The following is a 16,803-nucleotide window of genomic DNA, read 5'->3' on the forward strand; positions in this document are numbered from 1 at the left end:
TTACAGGCTCATCTTTTCGTCAACCATCGCCTCTTCTGCGATCATGGCTTCCAGTTGACGACGGAACCGCAGCTGGCCTGCATCAATGCCAAGATCGATATGCGGCGACGTTTTCTCGTTCATGCCGATTTGAACGGCATCCAGAACAGCGCGATCTTCTTCAAAGGCGTGGCGCACATCTTCGCTCATCATTTTCGACAGATCTTCGTCGTCAGGGCGAATATTGCGCAGTTGGAACCAATAGTACCGCGTTTCTTTGTCGGTTGTTGGTGTCATGAAGTTATAGCTGTCCATGACAAAGGTATTTTCGTGCAGCGGGCCATCAACGCCGCCGGTGCCAGCGGGTGTAAACACAGCACGGATCAAGGCATGACTTGGGTAGCGCACTTCGTAGTGCTGCAAACGGTCGCAATTGCCTTCAAATTCCACAACTTTTTTGTAGAACGGCGCAGGTTCGTGATCCATCATCCAACGGTGCACGATCACACCGGTATCGGTTTTGGTGACACGTAGCGGTGTGTCTTTGGTTGCGGCAGCAGCAAATGAGGATTCGTGCACCCATGCCACATGCGTCGGGTCCAAAAGGTTGTCGCACATCAACAGGTAGTTGCAGTTCAATTCCATCGCCGCACCTCGATTTATGCCCCACTCAGGGCTATCGAAATTGGGAATATCGATGATATCGTCTACATCGGCGATGGCCGCGTTGCCCATCCAAATCCAAATCAACCCGTATTTTTCATGCACAGGGAAGGGCCGAACGCGTGCCGCCGATGGAATCCGCCCGCCGCCAGGGGACCAGACGCATTGGCCCGCACAATCGAAGGTCAGGCCGTGATAGCCGCATTCCACGTTGTCGTCTTTGATTTTGCCCTTCGACAAAGGCAGTTTGCGATGTGGACAGGCGTCCTCCATCGCGATGACCTCGCCTTCAGAATTACGGAACATGCAAATCTTTTCGCCGAGAACTTTGACCTGTTGCAATTCATTGACAATTTCATCGCTCCATGCAGCGACGTACCATGCGTTTTTGAGAAACATATAACTTCCTAGCTGAGGTTTTGTCTGGGATTAATCAGACGATACATCCGCATGGAGGGCAAAAAAACTCAGACTGCACAGCCCATTGTTTAGATTTTCTGAAAACTAAATTCTAGCTTCAGCTAAGATCCAGTTTAAAAAGTCACGTGGCTTTTCTTGATCCAACATCATCGAGCCCCAACAGATATAGTAAGGCTCAGGCATTTTAACGGACTCTTGTGAAATGCGGATCAGACGCCCCAATCCCAAATCCACGGAGGCAAAGGACAGCTGCGCCAAGCCAATACCCTGCCCGCTAGCGACAGCTTCAAGCGCGGAACTGGACAACGAATGAACGGATGCGGGCTTGCGCGAGGGTGGTGGCAATCCTTGAGCTTCTAACCACGTCCCCAATTTGGGCACAGTTGTATAATGTGGTCCCCAATCGATATCCACCCATGGTAAATCAGACAGGTTTTCAGGCTCTAATGCTTCGGGATGTTTTTTTAAAAACTCAGGCGCGCACACCGGAAAGCACACATCTTGAAATAAAGGACGTGCATGTGGGAAAACATCCGAAGCATCGCCGTAAGTCAGCCGAAACATATGATCCAAAAACGCTGGCTCTGGTTCGCCATGCGTGGCTTCTAACCGGATAGACACGCCTTCATTGTTCGCTTCAAAGCTATGCAAACGCGGTTGCAACCATTTTGACAACAACGTGGGCAGGCCTGACACGTTTATGTCCAACTCGGAATTTTGCTGCGCCAGCAAAGTTTGCGCCTGTCGCAGCTTGTCGAAGCCATCCGCGATGACGGCGTGATAAGATCGTGCCTTAGGCACTAGCGTGGCGCGGCGCCCGTCTTTCATGATGAGTGGCATTTGCAAATGATCTTCGAGCAACTTGAGCTGTTGACTGATGGCCCCCGGCGTAACGCCTAATTCTTGAGCAGCGGCGTTCACTGACGACAGCCTGCCGAAACTCTCAAAAGCTTGCAAAGCGCGTAAAGGCGGTAAATTTGATCGCATATTTGGTCCGAATTACCCTGTTTCTGCCGTCACTTTAACAATGCTCAACAGTACCCTTCTAAAACTGATTTGTCACTCATAATGTAGCCCCATACCGTATTAAGTGCAGACATATTAATAATCAATACCACAAGGCGTTTGCCCATTGGTCAACACACAGCAGGAGATCACACATGACTTTTACAACGGACCGTCGCAGCTTATTGCTGGGCGCGAGTGCCCTTGGCGCCACGACCCTTCTTGGGCTTTCCGGTCAACCACTGCGAGCGGCTACACCCTCGCAAGGCGGCACACTTCGTCTTGGGATTGGCAGCTTCGATTCCGGTGAGACTTTGGACCCGCAAGCGTCTGAAACTAAATTCATGCAGAACCTGCAATGGCAACTACGCAACAACTTGATCGAAGTTGGTGCCGGTGGTGTTTTGATGCCTGAGCTTGCAACAAGCTGGGACTCCAACGACGATTTAACCGTCTGGACATTCCAGCTGCGTGAAGGCGTGCAGTTCCACAACGGCAAAACCATGGACGCGGATGATGTTGTCTTTTCGATCAACCTGCACCGCGGCGAAGCGTCTTACTCACAGGTCAAATCCCTCGTGTCTGTCATCAGCGATGTCCAAGCCACTGGACCAAATGAGGTCACAATCACTTTGGCCTCTGGCAATGCCGGCTTTCCTGCAGTGTTGTCGTTAACATGTATGTACATCGTTCCTGCGGATGACACCAATTTTGACGCAGGTATTGGCACAGGTCCTTACATGCTCGAGACCTACGAGCCAGGTGTGAAATCTGTGGTGCGTAAAAACCCTAATTACTGGAAAACAGACAAAGGCCATTTCGATTCTGTCGAAATGTTCGCGATCCGCGATGTGAACGCGCGCACCACAGCGCTGCAAACTGGCGAAATTGATGCTATGAACGCGGTTGACCCAAGCACGGCCAACCTCTTGGGCCTCATGCCCGGCATTGATCTGATCCAAACGCAAGGCAAAGTACATTATGCCTTTAGCATGATGGTCACAGATCCGCTGTTTTCCGACAATCGTGTGCGTACAGCTATGAAACTGTCGGTCAACCGTCAGGATATGGTCGACAAAGTTCTTAATGGCTATGGGTCCATCGCGAATGATCAACCAATCTCGAATGCCTACGCCTATTATGACCCAGATCTTGTCCAGCACGAATACGACCCTGATCAGGCAAAATCCTTGCTCAAAGCAGCAGGTGCCGAAGGGTTGACCGCCACGCTTCACGCCTCAAACACGCCGTTCACAGGCGCTGTCGACGCGGCCCAATTGTTCAGTGAACACGCAACAGCATCTGGTATCAATATCAACGTCTCGCGCGAACCCGAAGACGGCTATTGGTCTAACATTTGGGGCAAAAAAGCGTTCTTCGCCTCCCGTTGGTCCGGCCGTGCGAATGAAGATCTGATGCTGTCTCTTGCCTATTCGAAAGAATCCATTGGCGACTACAACGAAACCAGCTGGGACAATCCCGCATTCAACGCCGTTTTGGTCGCTGCACGGTCTGAAAAAGATGATGCAAAACGCAGGGCGCTCTACAACGAATGTCAGATGATCATCGCACAAGAAGGTGGGATGATTGCGCCCGTTTGGGCCGATTTTCTTGACGCGAAATCCAGCAAGCTGTCCACGCCTGAAGCCATTTCTGGTGATTGGGATCTTGACGGCAATCGCTGTGCGGAACGCTGGTGGTTTAACGCGTAATCACCCAAATTCTATCGAAGCGGGCCGCGGATTTGCGGCCCGTTTTTTCTGAGGATCCAATAGAATTGACCGAATATGACTGACGCTCTGCCCCCCCTTTTTGATGTTCTAAAAGCTGAATTCGCGGATCGCTTTTTGACCTCTAATGCCGCGCGTGAACATCACGGCAGCGGCGAAAGCCATTTGTCTGCCGCTTGGCCTGACGCGGTTGTCATGGTCCAATCCACACAAGAGGTCGCAACGGTTTTGCGCGCCTGCACCGAACACCGCGTGCCTGTGATCCCCTTTGGTGCTGGCTCATCTTTGGAAGGGCAAATTCACGCCCCATTGGGCGGCATCAGCATCGACATGTCCGCAATGAATGAAATCTTATCTGTGCGCGAAGACGACATGGATTGCACCGTGCAATGCGGCGTCACCCGCCAAGATTTGAACGCATATTTGCGGGCAACCGGATTGTTTTTTCCCGTCGATCTGGGGGCTCATGCAACGCTTGGCGGTATGGCCTCAACACGCGCTTCTGGCACCACAACTGTGCGCTTTGGCTCGATGCGCGATCTGGTGCTAGGGCTGACAGTGGTGATGCCGGATGGCGAAATTATTCACACAGGCGGACGGGCCCGCAAATCATCTGCAGGCTATGATCTGACCCGTTTGATGGTCGGTTCTGAGGGCACACTGGGCATCATCACCGAATTATCGCTGCGTTTGGCGGGCATTCCTGAAGCTTCGCAAACCGCGATGTGCAGCTTTGAGACCATCGAAGATGCCACAGAAACCGTCGTGATGGCCTTGCAATGCGGCTTGTCGCTGAACCGGATTGAGCTGGCTGACAGGGTGCAAATGAACGCGATCAATCGTTATTCAAAAACCGACCTGCCCGAATATCCGACCTTGTGGATCGAACTGACAGGGAACGCGGTCACGGTTGAAAACGATATGGATATTCTTCAAGGTCTGGCTGAAAGCGCGCGGAAATTCGAACGTGCGGCAACCACTGATGACGCGGCACGGATTTGGCGGATCAGGCATGACGCGCTTTATGCGTCACGGGCTTTACGGCCTGGGATCAAGGGCATTTCTACGGATGTTTGCGTGCCGATCTCGCAGTTGCCTGCCTGTATCAGCCGAATCCAAGCCATCATTGCAACCACATCGATCACTGCGCCTTTGATTGGGCATGTTGGGGACGGCAATTTTCACCTTGTCTTACTTTATGATCCTGAAAACGCCACGGAGGTGCGCGAGGCCCAGCACATCAATAAAACGCTTGTGACTATGGCGATTGAGATGGGGGGCACCTGCACCGGCGAACATGGCGTTGGGCTGGGCAAGAAGGCCTATATGCAAGCCGAACACGGATCGGCCCTTGGTGTTATGCGGCGCATCAAACGTGCCCTTGATCCTGATAACATCATGAACCCCAGCAAAATTTTTGATCTATAACCCGAGGTATGCCCATGTCTTCTACCCTACCCAAAGACCTTATTCGTCCAGAGGTTGAAAGTCTTCCGACTTATAACGCCGGTCTTGCTTTGGACCGTTTCAAAGATATCTACGGCATCGACTGTTTGGCCAAACTGGACAGCAATGAGAGTCCATTGGGCCCGTCTCCCCGTGCGATTTTGGCCATGCAAAATGCTGCAAAAGGGGTCGGGCGCTATCCGGACGCTGCCAATATGGCCCTGCGCCAACAGGTGGCCAAAGCAACAAGCAGCACCGCAGACCACATTATTTTCGGCAATGGGTCTGAAGACCTGATCGGTGCTTTGTTTCGCACTGTGATCCGCCCGAATGACAAGGTCGTCACCATCTGTCCCAGCTTTGGTCTGCACGAATTTGGCGCGATGATGTTTGGTGCAACAGTGACCAAAGTGCCGTTCAACGACGATTGGTCGTTCCCCATCAAAGGCCTGTGCGCAGCGCTAAAAGACAAGCCCCGCGTTTTAATCTTTTCATCGCCCAGCAACCCAGCAGGTCCCGTTATCTCGCAAGACGAATTTCGTCAGGTCATTGCAGCGACAGACCCCTCGACTTTGATTTGCTTTGACGAAGCTTACGTGGAATTTATCGAACCCGATAAACAGTTCGACGCCATGGCGTTGTTGCAAAACAGTGGGCGCCCTTGGATTGTGTTGCGCACGTTTTCAAAGGCTTACGGTCTTGCAGGGGTGCGTATCGGATATGGCATTGCAAGCGATGCCAAAATGATCACCGCCTTGATGAAAACCCGCAATCCTTTCGGCGTCAATGCCCTTGCCGCCAGTGCCGCGTCCGAGGCTATGGCCGATCACGCGCATTTGGCCAAAGTTGTAAAGCAAGCCACCGTCGAGCGCGAGCGCATCGCCGCCGCTTTGACCGCCAAGGGGTTCACTTGCGCACCCAGCCAAGCCAATTTCGTGTTCTTTGATACAGGTGCTCCTGCGGATGTACTGGCCGAAAAGCTGCGCACAAAAGGCGTGCTGATCAAAGCATGGCTTGAGGCCCCCTATAAAACTTGGGCGCGGGTCACTATGGGATCACCTGCAGAGAATGATATCTTTTTGAATGCGCTCTAAGCCGTGCCAAAACCAGCATCCCGTTTCAATCAGGCCGCTCTGAAAGGCGCAGATTTATTATGTCTCCAGAACAAAAACTAGTCGCTCTTGGCCTTGTGCTGCCCGCGCCGACGAACACACCTGCAGGCCTGCATTTGCCCTTTGTGCCTGTCAATGTCAGGGGGGCGCAGGTGTTTATTTCGGGTCACCCCAAAACATCCCCACAGGGTGAAATCATCGGTCCCTATGGGCAGGTCGGGCGCGACCTGACAACCGAAGACGCGCAGCTGGCGGCCCGCGACATTGCTTTGACGGTGCTTGCCAATCTGAAAGCCGAAATCGGAGAGTTATCACGCGTCACGGGATGGGGGCGCGTTTATGGCATGGTGAATTCAGCACCAGCCTATTCCGAACAGCATTTGGTTTTGAACGGGTTCAGCGATCTGATTATCGAGGTCTTTGGTCACGAGATCGGTCGCCATGCGCGCTCTGCCGTTGGGATGCACGGGCTTCCTTTGAACTTTGCGCTGGAAATCGAAGCTGAATTACAGATCATGCTGTAGCCCGCCACGCCAACACACATCCGCGTTACGCTAACCTTTCAAGCGTGGTGCGGATATGCGGCAGGCGGTCCAAAGTTGCATCAAGGCGTGTACACCATTTGGGGCCTATGTCGCGGGCCTCTTGGTAGGCTTCCCACAGCTCGTCTGGGCGATCTTCGGCCAAGACATTGATCAAGAAACTGGCCTGCAAACGATCCTTTTCGGCCTTTAATCTATCATCCCCTTTGCGCCGCCGATCCGCCACGATCAGCTTGTGTATTGCAAAACGTTCAGGTCGCGGAATTTGCACCAAAACACCGCTGCGATAAACGACAACGGCTTTGATGGGATCGGCAATAAGATAATTCAAATGGTGCAAGGATTGCGCATCTACCCCCAGCGCAGCCAAGGGCCGAATGCCCTCATTCTCTTGAAAAGACGGGGTTAAAAATTCGACCATCAAATCATTCCGCGTCTGCCGCCAGCGCCAGATTTTGTTGCCTTGCAGGCTGGGGACCGGTGTAAATGAAAACTCTCCCAAAACCTGTTGCAATGGGGGCGCCACAACGTCGTCCAGCGCCAAAGACAGTTGTTCAAAGCTAGCGATATCGATGTCGCCGGTTTGGGCCATCTCGTCAAAGCGGTACTGAACTCCCAAGACCCCTTCATACAATCGAAACGCATGGGTTCCGACAACTGTCCCGCCCAAACGAAACACGCCCGCGTTCGCCAATGCGGACAATAAACTGCCCGTGGCCGCGTCGACACCTTGAAACCCTTCTGCACGTAAAATGCGGATCAGTCGTGTGCGCTGTTTTCGCTGGTCATCGTTGTCTTGACGCAAGGATTTCAGCCGATCCAGACGATCTAACAACTCTGGTGTTTCTTCCCCGATATAGGTTTTACGCACATCGGTGCCGATCCGATAACTGTCGTACCAATAGGTTTTATGATTTCGAACAACCCGTGTTGGTGTGCCGCGCATGCTGGAAATAGAAGCGTCCAACAGCGATCTTTGAAGATCGTGGTAAGCTGCGTGTGCTGTTGTCGAATGTCGATTTATCATCGCGATACCTATGTTCAACAAAAATATAGTTTGTTGAACATATATTCATGTTCAACAAAAAGCAAATGTGTTGAACACAGCGCTTTATCAGGCGTAAAGCATACGTGGGTTTTAAATGTCTTTTACAAAAATGGTACGCGGAAACGCGTCAACAAGTTCAGCGATGGACGAAATTCCGATAAACGGCGCACTGCGCAGGGATGGCACCAGCCCAATTGGGCCACGCAATCGCTCAAGCTGTGCGGGGTCTATTCCCATCGCTTTGAGAGTCTCCAAACGGATCGCATGAGTTTTGCGACTGCCCAAACTGCCGATAAACCTCGCATCGGTTTTGACAGCTGCGGCCAGCAACATGGGCTCCCAATCGTGATCATGAAACAGGGTCAAGAACCCGCAATAAGAATCCATCTTTAAGTCTGGTGCAGCACTTGGACTGGTCAGCAAAATCGCCTCAACGCTTGGCACATCGGCCAAGGCCTCTAGGTCCTCTGCCTCTGGTGAATACAGTGCCACCTCAAAGCCAGCTGTTGATGCAACCTGCGCTGTGGCCCGAAACACGGCCCCCCGCCCCGCCAAACACAGACGCGGTTTTGGGGTGTATTCAAAACAAATAGGCTCTGATCTATCTGGCACAGCAAAGCACAGGGTGCTGGCCATTCTGTTTTGCAAATCACGATAGGCCCGCTCAATCGCATCTATGTCGGGCGATGGATCTAACAACAGCTCCAACGCACCACCACAGGGCAATTTTAGATCAAACGACGATGAACCTTCACCGTATCGCATAACCCGTGCGTGATCACTGCCAACCATCTGCATCGCGCGCAATTGGATGTCGCGATCAATGCAGCCGTTGGACATATAACCAAACATTTCGCCGTTTGGATCAACCACAGCGATCGACCCAAGTTCGCGCGCGGCCCCCCCTTTAATATCAATGGAGGTGACCAGCACGAGACCTTTGCCAGCCGCATGCAGCCGAACCGCATGCGCCATGACATCAGCGGCGTGTTCCACATAGGTGATCCGCTCAGGCAGCATGTTCTTGCGATACAATCTCAGCGAAGGATTTAAAGAACTTGGCCGCGAGTTTTTTAGCAGTGCTTTGGATCAAACGGCTGCCAAGCTGCGCAAGTTTGCCGCCAATTTCGGCCTTGGCATTATAGACCAAAATCGTCTCATCGCCGTCCGCAGTCAGCGTCACATCCGCGCCGCCTTTGGCATGACCAGCCGTCCCGCCATTGCCTTGCCCTGTTAATGAAAACGCCTCAGGCGCACCGGCCGTATCCAACGTCACGTTGCCGCCGAATTTTGCTTTGACCGGACCGACCTTCAGCACCACTTTGGCTTCCAGTTCCGTGTCTGAATGCTTGATCAACTCTTCACATCCGGGGATGCACTGTTTTAACACGTCCGGGTCGTTCAATGCGGCGTAGACCACATGTATTGGGGCGGCGATTCTAATTTCGTCGGCAAGTTCCATTGTTTTTCCTTTTATTAACAACAGGGGAATTTCATGCGAGCCAAAGCGTCGGCTTGCGCAGGTGTGAGGGTCAATCGTGCCTTGATCCACTTAGTGAGAGATTTCATGGCGGTCTCCTTGATGATGGGCATAGATTTCGGGCGTATCGATATCGGTGTAGAATCCCGCAGCGCTCAGGCTTTGCCGTTGCACAAAATCGGAATGCATCTGGATAAACCGCTTGCAGCCCGGCTGCGCACGATCTTCCAAAAGTCTCGGGCGCAAGGCGTTGGGCAACACAACGGGATTGCCGCGCTTGTCGCCATCAACGGGAATGGAAATTTTATGCGGATCACTGCCAAAATGCAGGCTAAGCAGAGCGTGCAGATCGGCGGGTTCCAGCAAAGGCTGATCCCCCAACCCAATCAAGGTCGCATTCGCATCTGTTGATTGGCGCAGGCCCGCCGCAACAGTGGTGTTCTGCCCCTGCTCAAACGCAGGATTGTGACACCAATGCAGCGGTAGATCGTTCAAGGCCTCTTGCACAAGATCTGCTTCAAACCCCGTCACAATAGTGACTTGTGCGATGCCTGCATTCAAATAGGTCCGCACCACTTTACGGATGATCGGCACGCCGTCCCAATCCAAAAGCAACTTGTTTTGTGCGCCCATGCGACGCGACAACCCACCCGCTAGAATGATCGCATCGACGTTATTCATCCCGCGCACCGTTTTGATTTCTATCTTTATCTGCGCGGCGCAACTGCGTGAGTTCTGCCATAACCGACAGTGCGATTTCTTCTGGCGTCACAGCGCCAATATTCAGGCCTGCGGGTGAGGAAACCTTGGCAATTTGTGCCTCAGACAAGCCAGCGGTTTTAAGCTTTTCGGCTAGCACCGCGAATTTTTTGCCACTGCCGACAAAAGCCACGTGATCGGCGTCACTTTGCACCGCGGCGCTCAAAGCATCGAAATCGCCTTGCCCTTGGGTGGCCACAACAATGGCACGAAAGCGCGGCGTGACTGGCAGCGCCTCACCGGCGCGGACAACCGACCAATGCAATTGCGGGGCCAACCGCGCAAGCGCATCGGCAATCGGCAAAGCGCCATATAAAACCAGCTCTGGCATGGGCAAAATCGGCTCGATAAAAATATCAATCGTGCCACGCGACGGGCAGCCATTGCGTGCATAAGTCACACCAGCAGTGACCTCGCCAGAAGCAACGCCGAGGTCTTTCAACGCCTCATCAGGGGCCACTGAAATCAACTGCGGCCTGCCGCTGTCAATTGCTTTAAGCGCTGCCCGTTTCACAGCACCTCGGGTACATCCACCGCCTAAAAACCCTTGCACGATGGAACCATCAGAACCAATCAACGCTTTCGCGCCGGGCTTGGCCGCTGTTGTGCCGACCGTGCGCACGATGGTGGCAAAGGCAAAGGGTTCTTCCTTTGCCCGCAGATCATGCGCGGCGGAGGTCAGCTCAGTGGAAAGAATTTCTGTAAAACTCATAATCGAACAAGCTCCTTTTCCAAAGCGGCCAAATCAGACAAAGTATTGGCCGCGCTAAACAAATCGATATGCGGCAAGGCAGCGGCCATACCAGCGGCCACGGGTTCGTAGTCTTTCCAGCCTTTCAGCGGGTTGAGCCAAATGATCCGACAGCCGCGTTTGCTTAACTTGCTCAGTGCCGCGTCGATATGGTCCGGCCCTGAGGTGTCAAACCCATCAGAGAAAATGATCACCACCGAGTGCCCATCCACAAAACGGCGTGCATAGGTGTCCGAGAACCGCCCAAGACATTCGCCGATTTTCGAGCCGCCCCCAAAGCCATCCGCCATCAGCGACATACGCCCAACGGCACGCATTGGGTCTTTGTCACGCAAGGCTTCGGTGATGCGCACCAGTCGCGTGTGAAACACGTAAGCGTCAGAGCCCGCATCAGCGCGCATCAGCCCCGCAAGGAACGCCAAAAACACCTGCGCATAGACAGTCATCGAGCCAGAGACATCACAGATCGCAACGATTTTGAGACTACGATCAGGGCGTTTTTTGCGGTACAGATGCAAAGGTTCACCGCCTGTCGATAAGGACCGCCGAATGATTTTGCGAAAATGCAAACGGTCGCCTTTGCGCGCAGCAATTCGGCGGCGTGAGCGACGATCCCGCAGGGCAGCGCCAAGACACCGCGCAACCTCTTCGGCGTCTTTCACCTCTTCGGGGCGCACCAAATCGCGCAGATCGCGGCGCGACAGATTGCGCATCTCAACAGCGACCAATTTACCTTCGCCCTCGCGGGTCGCCTCGCCCTCACCGCCATCTGGGCTAGTGGCATCGCCTGCGCCCGAGCTGTCTTCGCCTTTGGCATCACGCGAGGAATGCATGTCGTCAGTCGGCTTGGCCGGATTGGGCGTCGAGATCACCTTTTGGCGCACGCGCCCCATGTCCATCCAATAAGAATTGAACAAATCGTCAAACCGCTCGGCGTCCTCTTTGCAGCTGGCGCACACTGCCTTGAGCGCAGCACGCGCTTGCGCGGGCGTGATGTCGTCCAAACATGTCAAAGCTGCGAGTGCCGTTTGGGTTTCCCTCACCCCAAGGCGCAGACCGTTGTCGCGCAAATGAGCGATAAAGCCACCCATCCGAGCGGCAGGATTTGGGTCGCGGCCTGCAAATTTGGTGATCCGGCTCATGCGGCTTTGCCTGCAATGCGTTGCGCCACCTCTTGCGTAATATCTGCGCGGTCGCTTTGGGTTTTCAGCAAGGTGGTCAGGGTCGCGTGCAAAGCTTTAGGGTCGTGCGACAGATCAGCGATGCCAAGCCCCATCAGGGCGGCTGCAAAGTCGAGCATCTCGGCGATACCCGGTGTTTTTTCCAACTCTTGTTTACGCAGTTTTTGCACGAAACCGACGATCTGATCGGCCAAGCGCGCATCAACATCACCACAGCGGGTCTGCAAAATTGCCAGTTCTGTGTCACGATCTGGGTATTCGACATAGGCATACAAACACCGGCGGCGCAGAGCGTCCGACAGATCGCGCGTGCCGTTTGAGGTCAAAATCACAATCGGTTTTGTCGTCGCCGTGATGGTGCCAAGTTCCGGCACGGTGATCTGATTTTCCGCCAGCATTTCTAACAAAAAGGCTTCGAATTCTTCGTCAGCGCGGTCAATTTCATCGATCAACAGCACAGGCGGCGTGTCTTGAGTGATGGCCTGCAACAGCGGACGTTCCAGCAGGTAGTCGCGCGAAAAAATGCGTTGTTCGATCTCTTGTCCGTTCTCAGTGCCTGAGGTGGTGCCAGCACGGATCGCCAAAAGTTGACGTTGATAATTCCACTCGTAAATCGCTTGCGCGGCGTCCAAGCCCTCATAACATTGCAGACGGATCAGTTTGGTATCACGCGCCGCTGCGATGACGCGGGCCACCTCGGTTTTGCCAACGCCAGCAGCGCCCTCAAGCAGCATCGGCCGCTCAAGCGACAAAGCCAAATGAAGCGCCACAGCCAAATCATCTGAGGCAATATAATTCTGATCTGCCAGAGCAGTTTGAAGCGAAGTCCAAGTCATGGGTCTGTCCTTGTTCGGGTGGGCCGAAGCCCACCCTACTTTTGGTTTAAGCGTGCAAGTGGTTTAGTCGTGCAAGCCAAGGGCGTTGGCCGTTTTCCAAATACGCCAGTGATCGTGTGGCATATCTGTGTGGGTCAACCCAAAGGACCGAAAGGCATCGTTCACCGCGTTAGAAAAACACGGCACACCACCCACGTGCGGGCTTTCGCCAACACCTTTTGCACCGATCGGATGATGCGGACTTGGGGTGACGGTAAAATCGGTTTCATAGTTTGGCACTTCCCATGCCGTTGGCAGGAAGAAGTCCATCAATGTACCGGTTTTTACGTTGCCTTGTTTGTCGTAGGCAATCTCTTGCCCCAAAGCCACGGCGAGCGCCTCGGTCAAGCCGCCGTGGATTTGACCATCGATGATCATCGGGTTGATGCGTGTGCCACAATCATCCAGCGCGTAAAAACGCCGAATATCTGTCACACCCGTATCCACATCGACATCCATCACGCAGACATAGGCGCCAAAAGGATAGGTCATGTTGGGCGGATCGTAATAGCTGACCGCTTCCAAGCCTGGTTCCAGACCTGGAATGGCTTGGTTATAGGCTGCATAGGCGATCTCTTTCATGGTTTTGAACTTTTCGGGCGCGCCTTTGACGGTGAAACGATCCACATCAAATTCGACATCACTGTCGTGCACTTCCAAAAGATAGGCCGCGATCATCTGCGCTTTGGCGCGAATTTTACGACCTGCAAGGGCCGTTGCCGCCCCCGCCACAGGAGTCGAACGTGACCCATATGTGCCAAGACCATAAGGGGCCGTGTCTGTGTCACCTTCTTCGATGGTGATGCTATCCGCAGGCAGGCCAATTTCAGTGGCAAGGATCTGCGCGAATGTTGTCGCGTGACCTTGGCCTTGCGAGATCGTACCAAGACGCGCAATCGCAGAACCGGTTGGGTGAATACGGATTTCACAACTGTCGAACATGCCCATCCCAAGGATGTCACAGTTTTTCACAGGACCAGCGCCCACGATTTCAGTAAAGAACGACAGTCCAACACCCATAAGCTTACGGGTTTTTCCAGCTTTGAAATCTTCCACACGTTGAGCTTGCTCGGCCCGCAAGCCATCATAATCGACGGCTTTCAACGCTTGATCCCAAGCTGTGTGATAGTCACCAGAGTCGTATTCCCAGCCCAAAGCGGCTTTATACGGGAACTGATCTTTGCGGATAAAGTTGATCCGGCGCAGTTCAGCTGAATCCATGTTCAACTTGATGGCCAGAACTTCAATCATCCGCTCGATAAAATAGACAGCTTCGGTCACACGGAACGAACAGCGATAGGACACACCGCCCGGCGCTTTGTTGGTGTAGACACCATCAACCCCAAGATAAGCCACAGGAATATCGTAGGACCCTGTACAGATGTTCATGAACCCAGCAGGGAATTTGGTCGGATCAGCACAGGCATCAAAGGCACCGTGGTCGGCTGTCACATGACAATGCAGACCGGTGATTTTGCCGTCTTTGGTGGCCGAGATTTTACCCTTCATCCAATAGTCTCGCGCAAAGGCCGTGGACATCAGGTTTTCCATGCGATCCTCGACCCATTTGACAGGTTTGCCCGTCACGATAGAGGCCACGATGGAACAGATATAGCCGGGATAGACACCAACCTTATTGCCGAAACCACCGCCAATATCAGGCGAGACAACGCGGATGTTATGCTCTTCGATACCAGACAGCATAGACGCAACTGTGCGCACCACATGCGGCGCTTGGAAGGTGCCCCACAGGGTCAGCTTGCCATTAACTTTGTCCATGGACGCAACAGAGCCACAGGTTTCAAGCGGGCACGGGTGCGTGCGGTGATAGTACATGGATTCTTCTGCCACGACTTCCGCGTCATCCATGACTTGGTTCGTCGCAGGCTCATCGCCCACTTCCCATGTGAAAATATGGTTGTGGTGTTTGCGTGGGCCATGCGCGCCGGGCACGTTCGTATCCAGATCCTCGCGCAGAACCACGTCAGATTGCAGCGCTTCATAAGGATCGGTGATGACAGGCAATTCTTCATATTGCACGTCGAGCACTTCAACAGCGTCGGCGGCAACATAGCGATCTTTGGCCACGATAAAGGCCACTTCTTGACCTTGGAACAGCACTTTGCCGTCCGCCAGAACCATCTGCTTGTCGCCCGCAAGCGTGGGCATCCAATGCAAGCCGAGTGGCGCCAAATCTTCGGCTGTTAGAACGGCAACAACCCCGTCGATGGCCAAAGCGGCCTCTTTGTTGATCGATGTGATCCGCGCATGTGCATAGGGAGAGCGCACAAAATCGCCAAACAGCATACCAGGCAATTTGATGTCATCGACATAGTTGCCCTTGCCTTGGGTGAAACGCGCATCTTCGACACGTTTGCGTTTACAGCCCATGCCGCCCAAAGCATCGACGCGATCTTCGCGGGTGATTTCGTCCTTCATTCTGCCGCCTCCTTAGCTGCGTTCAGCTCGTCTGCCGTGGCGAAGATCGCTTTCACGATGTTTTGGTACCCCGTGCAGCGACACAAGTTGCCTGCCATTCCAAAGCGCACGTCTTCCTCAGTTGGGTTAGGGTTTTCTTCCAAAAATTTGGCGGCACGGGTGATCATACCGGGGGTACAAAACCCACATTGCAACCCGTGATGTTCTTTGAACGACGTTTGTAATGCGTGCAGATTGTCTGGATCGCCGATGCCCTCAATCGTTGTGATATCCGCGCCGTTGGCCTGTGCGACAAAAACCGTGCAAGATTTCACAGATTTGCCATTCAACGTCACAGTACAGGCACCGCAATGCGTTGTTTCGCAACCGATATGTGGCCCCGTGATGTCCAACCGCTCGCGCAGGGTGTGGATCAGCAGCTCGCGTGGTTCGGCAAGAAATTCTTGTTCTTCGCCATTCACGGTCAGCTTGATGTGCATTTTATTTGACATAATGTTCTCCCTTTACGCCCGTGACCACGCCCGTGCGATCGCACGTCGTAAGATCAAGGATGCCACATGGCGTTTGAATTCGATCGGCCCACGGTTGTCTTCAGTCGGGTCAATATCGCCGAGCATCGCCGCAACGGCGGCGTCCATCGCCGCATCATCCACAACTGTGCCAACCAAGGCCGCGCCGGCCTCTTCAGAATAAATCGGCGTGTCACTGAGGTTTGTCATCGCGATAGAGGCAGAGGTGCATTTGCCCCCCTCTTTCACGATTTGCACCGCAGCCGCGGCCGTCGCGTAATCACCGATTTTGCGCTTTTGTTTCTCGTAAGCGTAGCCACCCACCGGCTGGTCAAATGACACGGCGGTTAAAACTTCGTCGTCTTCGCGGTCAGTCATGTAAGCCGCTTCATAGAAATCGCGCGCAGCAACATACCGAGGACCATCAGGTCCGATCAAATGAAAGGTCGCATCAAGACATTGCATCAACCCCGGCATGTCATTGCCCGGATCGCCATTGGCAACATTGCCCCCAATCGTGCCCATATAACGCACTTGCGGGTCAGCAATTTGCAAAGAGGCTTCGCGTAAAATAGGCGCGGCCTCGGTCAAAGCCACGCTGGCGATAATCTCTGATTGTGTGGTCATCGCGCCAAGGCGGATCGTGCCGCCCTCGACTGTTATGCCTGTAAGGCCGCTCACATCTTGCAGATCGATCAGATGCGGCACCTCAGCCATGCGCAGCTTCATCATTGGGATCAAGCTGTGCCCGCCCGCAAGAACACGAGCATCATCCCCATGCTCGGTCAGGATGGCTAAAACACCGTCCATATCTGTCGGGCGATAGTATTCAAACGCCGCTGGAATCATCGCTTTTCCTCCCTA

16 protein-coding genes are annotated in these 16,803 nt (G+C 53.6%); 4 read left to right on the forward strand and 12 right to left on the reverse strand.

Annotated features, from left to right (window positions below; translation table 11 throughout):
- Together KO503_RS09930 and KO503_RS09935 are read right to left on the reverse strand one after the other, a co-directional pair.
- The gene (locus KO503_RS09930) at positions 1-1,041 is read right to left on the reverse strand and encodes an aromatic ring-hydroxylating dioxygenase subunit alpha (RefSeq protein WP_215991403.1); all 1,041 of its coding nucleotides are present in this window, start codon (positions 1,039-1,041) and stop codon (positions 1-3) included.
- Positions 1,042-1,146: 105 nt separating this feature from the next.
- Positions 1,147-2,049, reverse strand: a complete 903-nt coding sequence (locus tag KO503_RS09935) for a LysR substrate-binding domain-containing protein (RefSeq protein WP_215991404.1) — start codon at positions 2,047-2,049, stop codon at positions 1,147-1,149.
- A gap of 173 nt (positions 2,050-2,222) precedes the next feature.
- Between KO503_RS09935 and KO503_RS09940 the strand changes: the two genes are divergently transcribed.
- The 4 genes from KO503_RS09940 (at position 2,223) to KO503_RS09955 (ending at position 6,879) form a co-directional block, all read left to right on the forward strand.
- Positions 2,223-3,779 carry an ABC transporter substrate-binding protein gene (locus tag KO503_RS09940; protein WP_215991405.1) on the forward strand — a complete coding sequence of 519 codons (1,557 nt, stop codon included), beginning with the start codon at positions 2,223-2,225 and terminating at the stop codon, positions 3,777-3,779.
- A 75-nt stretch (positions 3,780-3,854) separates the two neighbouring features.
- Complete coding sequence (locus KO503_RS09945) at positions 3,855-5,225, forward strand: FAD-binding oxidoreductase (RefSeq protein WP_215991406.1); 1,371 nt, start codon at positions 3,855-3,857, stop codon at positions 5,223-5,225.
- 14 nt (positions 5,226-5,239) lie between these two features.
- Positions 5,240-6,337, forward strand: a complete 1,098-nt coding sequence (gene hisC / locus KO503_RS09950; protein ID WP_215991407.1) for a histidinol-phosphate transaminase — start codon at positions 5,240-5,242, stop codon at positions 6,335-6,337.
- A gap of 59 nt (positions 6,338-6,396) precedes the next feature.
- Positions 6,397-6,879, forward strand: coding sequence for a RidA family protein (locus tag KO503_RS09955; RefSeq protein WP_252731031.1), 483 nt, complete (start codon positions 6,397-6,399; stop codon positions 6,877-6,879).
- A 25-nt stretch (positions 6,880-6,904) separates the two neighbouring features.
- Here KO503_RS09955 and KO503_RS09960 read toward each other — a convergent pair whose 3' ends face one another.
- The 10 genes from KO503_RS09960 to KO503_RS10005 all read right to left on the reverse strand — a co-directional run bounded on the left by KO503_RS09960 (position 6,905) and on the right by KO503_RS10005 (position 16,788).
- Positions 6,905-7,924 (reverse strand): nucleotidyltransferase family protein, encoded by a 1,020-nt coding sequence (locus KO503_RS09960; RefSeq protein WP_215991408.1) that lies wholly within the window; start codon positions 7,922-7,924, stop codon positions 6,905-6,907.
- A gap of 111 nt (positions 7,925-8,035) precedes the next feature.
- Positions 8,036-8,965 carry an XdhC family protein gene (locus tag KO503_RS09965; RefSeq protein ID WP_215991409.1) on the reverse strand — a complete coding sequence of 310 codons (930 nt, stop codon included), beginning with the start codon at positions 8,963-8,965 and terminating at the stop codon, positions 8,036-8,038.
- Positions 8,955-9,407, reverse strand: a complete 453-nt coding sequence (locus tag KO503_RS09970; RefSeq protein WP_215991410.1) for a CoxG family protein — start codon at positions 9,405-9,407, stop codon at positions 8,955-8,957. The genes KO503_RS09965 and KO503_RS09970 overlap by 11 nt, the downstream gene beginning before the upstream one ends.
- A gap of 90 nt (positions 9,408-9,497) precedes the next feature.
- A complete protein-coding gene (locus KO503_RS09975) occupies positions 9,498-10,106 on the reverse strand; it encodes a nucleotidyltransferase family protein (protein ID WP_215991411.1) in 609 nt (202 codons plus the stop codon).
- Positions 10,099-10,896 carry an XdhC family protein gene (locus KO503_RS09980; protein ID WP_215991412.1) on the reverse strand — a complete coding sequence of 266 codons (798 nt, stop codon included), beginning with the start codon at positions 10,894-10,896 and terminating at the stop codon, positions 10,099-10,101. Before KO503_RS09980 ends, KO503_RS09975 begins: the two co-directional genes overlap by 8 nt.
- The gene (locus tag KO503_RS09985; RefSeq protein WP_215991413.1) at positions 10,893-12,077 is read right to left on the reverse strand and encodes a vWA domain-containing protein; all 1,185 of its coding nucleotides are present in this window, start codon (positions 12,075-12,077) and stop codon (positions 10,893-10,895) included. The genes KO503_RS09980 and KO503_RS09985 overlap by 4 nt, the downstream gene beginning before the upstream one ends.
- Complete coding sequence (locus KO503_RS09990) at positions 12,074-12,952, reverse strand: AAA family ATPase (protein WP_215991414.1); 879 nt, start codon at positions 12,950-12,952, stop codon at positions 12,074-12,076. Before KO503_RS09990 ends, KO503_RS09985 begins: the two co-directional genes overlap by 4 nt.
- Before the next feature lie 63 nt (positions 12,953-13,015).
- Entirely contained in the window at positions 13,016-15,430 is a 2,415-nt protein-coding gene (locus KO503_RS09995; RefSeq protein ID WP_215991415.1) for an aerobic carbon-monoxide dehydrogenase large subunit, read from the reverse strand.
- Positions 15,427-15,921, reverse strand: a complete 495-nt coding sequence (locus tag KO503_RS10000; protein WP_215991416.1) for a (2Fe-2S)-binding protein — start codon at positions 15,919-15,921, stop codon at positions 15,427-15,429. The genes KO503_RS09995 and KO503_RS10000 overlap by 4 nt, the downstream gene beginning before the upstream one ends.
- A gap of 12 nt (positions 15,922-15,933) precedes the next feature.
- Positions 15,934-16,788: an FAD binding domain-containing protein gene (locus KO503_RS10005; protein ID WP_215991417.1), complete on the reverse strand. Its 855-nt coding sequence runs from the start codon at positions 16,786-16,788 to the stop codon at positions 15,934-15,936.
- Positions 16,789-16,803: the final 15 nt, after the last annotated feature.

It is taken from the genome of Pacificibacter marinus (genome assembly GCF_018860505.1).
In the GTDB taxonomy this organism is placed as follows: Bacteria; Pseudomonadota; Alphaproteobacteria; order Rhodobacterales; family Rhodobacteraceae; genus Celeribacter; species Celeribacter marinus_B.

Coding starts and splice junctions, on each gene's coding strand:
- KO503_RS10005 (WP_215991417.1), bottom strand. CDS start 16,788: ATGATTCCAGCGGCGTTTGAATACTATCGCCCGACAGATATGGACGGT.
- KO503_RS09940 (WP_215991405.1), top strand. CDS start 2,223: ATGACTTTTACAACGGACCGTCGCAGCTTATTGCTGGGCGCGAGTGCC.
- KO503_RS09995 (WP_215991415.1), bottom strand. CDS start 15,430: ATGAAGGACGAAATCACCCGCGAAGATCGCGTCGATGCTTTGGGCGGC.
- KO503_RS10000 (WP_215991416.1), bottom strand. CDS start 15,921: ATGTCAAATAAAATGCACATCAAGCTGACCGTGAATGGCGAAGAACAA.
- KO503_RS09970 (WP_215991410.1), bottom strand. CDS start 9,407: ATGGAACTTGCCGACGAAATTAGAATCGCCGCCCCAATACATGTGGTC.
- hisC (WP_215991407.1), top strand. CDS start 5,240: ATGTCTTCTACCCTACCCAAAGACCTTATTCGTCCAGAGGTTGAAAGT.
- KO503_RS09945 (WP_215991406.1), top strand. CDS start 3,855: ATGACTGACGCTCTGCCCCCCCTTTTTGATGTTCTAAAAGCTGAATTC.
- KO503_RS09935 (WP_215991404.1), bottom strand. CDS start 2,049: ATGCGATCAAATTTACCGCCTTTACGCGCTTTGCAAGCTTTTGAGAGT.
- KO503_RS09975 (WP_215991411.1), bottom strand. CDS start 10,106: ATGAATAACGTCGATGCGATCATTCTAGCGGGTGGGTTGTCGCGTCGC.
- KO503_RS09985 (WP_215991413.1), bottom strand. CDS start 12,077: ATGAGCCGGATCACCAAATTTGCAGGCCGCGACCCAAATCCTGCCGCT.
- KO503_RS09980 (WP_215991412.1), bottom strand. CDS start 10,896: ATGAGTTTTACAGAAATTCTTTCCACTGAGCTGACCTCCGCCGCGCAT.
- KO503_RS09930 (WP_215991403.1), bottom strand. CDS start 1,041: ATGTTTCTCAAAAACGCATGGTACGTCGCTGCATGGAGCGATGAAATT.
- KO503_RS09955 (WP_252731031.1), top strand. CDS start 6,397: ATGTCTCCAGAACAAAAACTAGTCGCTCTTGGCCTTGTGCTGCCCGCG.
- KO503_RS09965 (WP_215991409.1), bottom strand. CDS start 8,965: ATGCTGCCTGAGCGGATCACCTATGTGGAACACGCCGCTGATGTCATG.
- KO503_RS09960 (WP_215991408.1), bottom strand. CDS start 7,924: ATGATAAATCGACATTCGACAACAGCACACGCAGCTTACCACGATCTT.
- KO503_RS09990 (WP_215991414.1), bottom strand. CDS start 12,952: ATGACTTGGACTTCGCTTCAAACTGCTCTGGCAGATCAGAATTATATT.